This window comes from Planctomycetia bacterium (assembly GCA_034440135.1).
In the GTDB taxonomy this organism is placed as follows: domain Bacteria; phylum Planctomycetota; class Planctomycetia; order Pirellulales; family JALHLM01; genus JALHLM01.
Window position 1 is genome coordinate 1 of the sequence record JAWXBP010000165.1, and the last position, 5,181, is coordinate 5,181.

General features: G+C 62.9%; 3 protein-coding genes. 2 read left to right on the forward strand and 1 reads right to left on the reverse strand.

The window, feature by feature from the left end; genetic code table 11:
• Nucleotides 1–149: 149 nt before the first annotated feature.
• Complete coding sequence (locus SGJ19_09485; GenBank protein MDZ4780470.1) at nucleotides 150–1,133, reverse strand: hypothetical protein; 984 nt, start codon at nucleotides 1,131–1,133, stop codon at nucleotides 150–152.
• Between the two features lie 312 nt (nucleotides 1,134–1,445).
• On the opposite strand from SGJ19_09485, the gene SGJ19_09490 reads away from it, so the two are divergent.
• The gene (locus SGJ19_09490) at nucleotides 1,446–2,216 is read left to right on the forward strand and encodes a PEP-CTERM sorting domain-containing protein (GenBank protein ID MDZ4780471.1); all 771 of its coding nucleotides are present in this window, start codon (nucleotides 1,446–1,448) and stop codon (nucleotides 2,214–2,216) included.
• 115 nt (nucleotides 2,217–2,331) lie between these two features.
• Nucleotides 2,332–5,181, forward strand: a 2,850-nt coding sequence (locus SGJ19_09495) for an SdrD B-like domain-containing protein (protein MDZ4780472.1), incomplete at its 3' end; no start/stop codon positions are given.

Below are 5,181 nucleotides of genomic sequence, written 5' to 3' on the forward strand. Positions count from 1 at the left end.
GATACCAATGGTCCATGATTGTGGCACGGTCTCCCGACCGTGCCACCGGCCCGACCGAAGGTCTCCCTTTCCGCACGTCATCCAGCGCACCATGGACGCCTACTTCACCTACTACCTACTTCACCTTCTCCACCTACAAACTCCCCCCACTACTCCCCCAACCGCGTCACATCTACATACTGATACTCCCCCCCATTCTGCCCCGCGAGCAGCACAATAAAATTCTGCTCGCCGCCCACCTTCGGGCCATGGCCGAATTCAATCGTGTGAATCGTCGTCCGGTCGTCATTCAGGCGACTGATCCGCAACAGCTGATCCTTCGTGAGCGCCGGTTCGTCCGCATCCGTCAGGAAGAAAATCACGTCCGGATGCATCCGTAGCGCTGCCGCCAGCGCCTCTTCGTGGCGCGTAGCGCCGCCCGCTGTGATGCGGCCCAGGAAATCCCGCGCCAGCGACTTGTTGTCGTCCGTCGCCAGCACCAGTCGCCCCGGCTGCGCCGCCAACTGCATCATCGTGGGCGCTTCGTTGTAAAAAATAATCTGAAACTGCTGCAAATCGCCGAGGCGATCCAAGCTGCGCAGCAACTCGGCTTTCGCGGCCTGCAACAGATTTTCGCCCGGTCCGCCCATGCTGCCGGAGCGATCGAACACGTACGCAAAGCGGTTCCCCACGGCCGTCAATCCAAACACCTCGGTCCGCGCCCCGTCCGCGCCAAACGAACCGAGCCGCCCAGAACCACGCTCCATCCCAGCAGCGGAAGTGGACGCATTAGCCGCAGTATCGGTGCCAATCGCCCCCCGGGCCGCCGGCAGCAACTCGCGCGGATCAATTGGCGGTCGCTCGGAAATGACGCCGCTCAGCGGCGTTTCGACAGAGGCGCTGCCGGCACTCTCGTCATCAGCAACACTCGTCGACGATCCTTCATGCGCGCTGCGGCGAGGCGTCAGCACGATGCCCACCCCGCGACCCGGCTCCTCGATTCCCTGCGGCGTCGTGCCGCTGACCAGCAAGTAGGCCGCAATCAAGAGCGCCGCGTGTAACACGCTCGAAATGCACCAACTCGGCCAACTAGGCCGCAGTTCTTGCCACGCGGCGGCCAGCCGGAGCGAGTTGCGAGGCTGCGAAGGGGGCATGCGCGTGTCACCTTGGGAACGCGGCCAAAGGGCCGTTGAACGCCATTATGACGCAGCTCTCCTCCCCGGCCCAGCCTCTCGGCTGGCGCGTTCGGAATCTCCTGTCTAAATTGCCCTCGCGCCCCAAATTCCTTGACGGCTGGCTTGAGCCTGATTACACCTAGAAGCTGGGCATTTCGGGGAAACCGCGCGGATTGTGCCAACTACGCACAATTGGCGCGGTAATTCCGCCACTTGTCGGTCCCGGTTGCCCAAGGACGTCGCGAAATTTCGGCGTCTAGCTTCGCGTCCACAACATCAGGTTCGGCCATCATGAGACACCAGTGGGCTTTCGCGGCGTTAGCCGCGGCGATGACAGCGTTTGGCATCCCCAGCGCTGCGTCCGCCGCGCCCTTCTTGATTGACGATTTCGCGTCGCAATCCAGCTCGTTTTACATCGTCGGCACGCCTGCGCCCGTGTTCTACCCCAACGGTAAGCCCGTGGAGAACGGCGGCTTGCCGACCACGCTCGGGGGCGAGCGCGACACGCTCGTCCAGGTGCTAGGAACGCCCGCGATTCAGTCCGCGCAGTTCCTGCTCGGTGTCGAACCGGATTCGTTCCCGACCGGCGTGTTCCATCTCGCCACGGCCGGCAATCCGGCTTCCGTCGCGACGCTCCAATACGACGGCGACGACGCCGACGGCAGCGAGCTGATCAACGCCGAACTGCTCGATTTCTCGATGCCGCCGGGCGGTTCGTTCCAGATCGACTTCCTGTCGATCGATTCGCCCGGTTCGCCGGACGGCCTGAAGGTCGACATCCTGCTGACCAGCAGCGGCGGCGGGTCAGCCACGTTCAACGACTTCGCGCCGGAGACCTCGGACCCCGTCACCTTTTCGGCGCCGATCGCCTCGTTTCTGACGTCCACGGAATTCGATGCGGCGCACATCTCCAGCATCACGTTCGTGTTCAACCAGGCCGGCCTGACCGACGCGGACTTCACCATCGACAACCTGCGGGCGGTGCCGGAACCGTCCGCTTTCGCGCTGGCCGCTCTGGCCAGCATTGCGGCGTTCGCCTGGCGACGCCGCGTCCGGGCATAACGCTTGCGTTTTGTTCCGTGCAGGAAGCCGGACGCCGCCGGGGACACATGTCGCAAACCATTAGGCGGCCGGTAGTTGGTAAGCGGATGTGGCAAAATCTCTGGAGAATGCACCGGTGAAAAACGACGCCCGACGTGGTTTTTGGTCAACACTTCTGTCGCGAAAACACCTCGCCGTCTCGTCCCAGCCGCCCCGGTTGGGACGCCGCGTTTCCGGTCCGCGCTCGCTGCGACTCGAACCCTGTGAGGCCCGTAACTTACTCGCGGCAGATATCACCGGCATCAAGTTTCAGGATCTCACCGGCAACGGCTTCTCCGCCGACGACACGCCATTGGCCGGCGTGACCATCGAACTCTTTCAAGACAATGGCGACGGCGTCTTCGACGCCAACGTCGACACGCTGGCCGGTACGCAAGTCACCGCCGCGAATGGTACGTACACCTTCCCCGCCGTGGCCGACGGCCTGTACTTCGTCCGCGAAGTGGTGCCGGCCGGCTTCTACCAGTCCGGCGGCCCGTCGTTCTACACCGTCCAGGTACAAGGCACGAACGCCTTCACGCTCAACGGCGTCGGCATCGACGATTTCAGCGAGCCGGATCCAGCCGAGTTCTACTTCATCAACGCGTTGAATCTCGACCCGACGCTCATTAAGCACAACGTGCCAGGCGCCTTGGGCGGCCAGCGCGACGCCTTGATTGATGTGATCGGCGCCTCGAATCCGTTGTCCGCGAATGTCGTCGTTGGCTTTAACGGCATCGCCGGATTGTTCTCCTTCGGCTCGGCCTCGCCCGGCACCAGCGCCACGTTGCAGTACGACGGCGCCGACGCCGACATCGTCGGACCGCCGGCCGGCCTGATCAACAACCAGGGATTGAACACCGATCTGACCAACAACGGCCTCGCCACCGGCATGCTGCTGGACTTCGCCAGCATCGACCCGGGCCTCGGCACGGCGTTGGGCGTCGAGATTCGCCTGACCAGCCCAGGCGGTGGCACGGCAACATTCACAGACACCACGACGTTCCTGGAAAGCATCTCGGCGGTCAATCATTTTGTGCCGTTCGCGAATTTCACCACGGCCAATGGCTTCTCGTTCGAGAATGTGACCAGCGTTGAAATCATCTTCAACGGCGCCGGCGTTCGCGATGTCGACTTTGAAGTCGACCAAATCCTCACGGTTGGGCAGCAAGCGAATTTTGCCAACACCGCGCTCGGCAGCCTGGCCGGCTTTGTCTACGTCGATACCGACAACGACGGCGTGTTCGATCCGGGCGAACCCCCGATTCCCAACGCCACCGTCACGCTCACCGGCACGGACGATCTCGGCGCCGCAGTGAACCTGGTCGTGCAAACCAGCGCCACGGGCGCGTACCTGTTCGACAATCTCCGCGCCGGCACGTACACAATCACCGAAACGCAGCCCGCCGGCTTCCTCGACGGCAAGGACACGATCGGTACGCCCGGCGGCACGACCGCCAACGACGTCTTCTCGAACATCGTGTTGCCCGTCAGCTTCGACGGCGTGAATAACAACTTCGGCGAAATCCTGGCCTCCAGCATCGCTGGCTTCGTCTACGTCGACGCCGATAACGACGGCGTCTTCGATCCAGGCGAAGCGCCAATTCCGAACACCACCATCACGCTCACCGGCACCGACGACCTCGGCAACGCGATCAATCAGGTCGACACCACCGACGCGGCCGGCGCATACTTGTTCGAGAATCTCCGCCCCGGCACGTACACGATCACCGAAACGCAGCCGGCCGGGTTCCTGGACGGCAAAGACACCATCGGTACGCCCGGCGGTACGACCGCCAACGACGTCTTCTCGAACATCGTTCTGCCAACCGGCTTCAACGGCGAAGACAACAACTTCGGCGAAATTCTCGCCTCCAGCATCGCCGGGTTTGTCTACGTCGACGCCGACAACGACGGCGTGTTCGATCCGGGCGAAGCCCCGATCCCGAACACCACCATCACGCTCACCGGCACGGACGACCTCGGCAACGCGATCAACCTCGTCGACAGCACCGACGCCGCCGGCGCCTACCAGTTCACCAACCTGCGTCCCGGCAACTACACCCTGACCGAGACGCAACCGGCCGGTTTCTTGGACGGCAAAGACACCATCGGCACGCCCGGCGGCACCACCGCGAACGATGTGTTCTCGAACATCGTCCTGCCCACCAACTTCAACGGCATCAACAACAACTTCGGCGAAATCTTGGCGTCCAGCATCGGCGGATTCGTCTACGTCGACGCCGACAACGATGGCATCTTCGACGGCGGCGAAGCCCCGATTCCCAACACAACGGTCACCTTGACCGGCACAGACGACCTCGGCAACGCCATCAACCAAGTCGACACCACGGACGCCGCCGGCGCCTACTTGTTCGAGAATCTCCGCCCCGGCACATATACGCTGACGGAAACACAGCCCGCCGGCTTCCTCGACGGTAAAGACACCATCGGCACGCCCGGCGGCACGACCGCCAACGACGTCTTCTCGAACATCGTCCTGCCGACGAACTTCAACGGCATTAACAACAACTTCGGCGAAATCCTCGCGTCCAGCATCGCCGGCTTTGTCTACGTAGACGCCGATAACGACGGCATCTTCGACGGCGGTGAAGCCCCAATTCCGAACACGACGGTTACGTTGACCGGCACCGACGATCTCGGCAACGCCATCAACCTCGTCGACAGCACCGACGCGGCCGGCGCCTACCAGTTCACCAACCTGCGTCCCGGCAACTACACCCTGACCGAGACGCAGCCCGCCGGCTTCCTCGACGGCAAAGACACCATCGGCACCCCCGGCGGCACGACCGCCAACGACGTGTTCTCCAACATCGTCCTGCCGACAAACTTCAACGGCATTAACAACAACTTCGGCGAAATCCTCGCGTCCAGCATCGGCGGGTTCGTCTACGTCGACGCCGATAACGACGGCGTGTTCGACCCA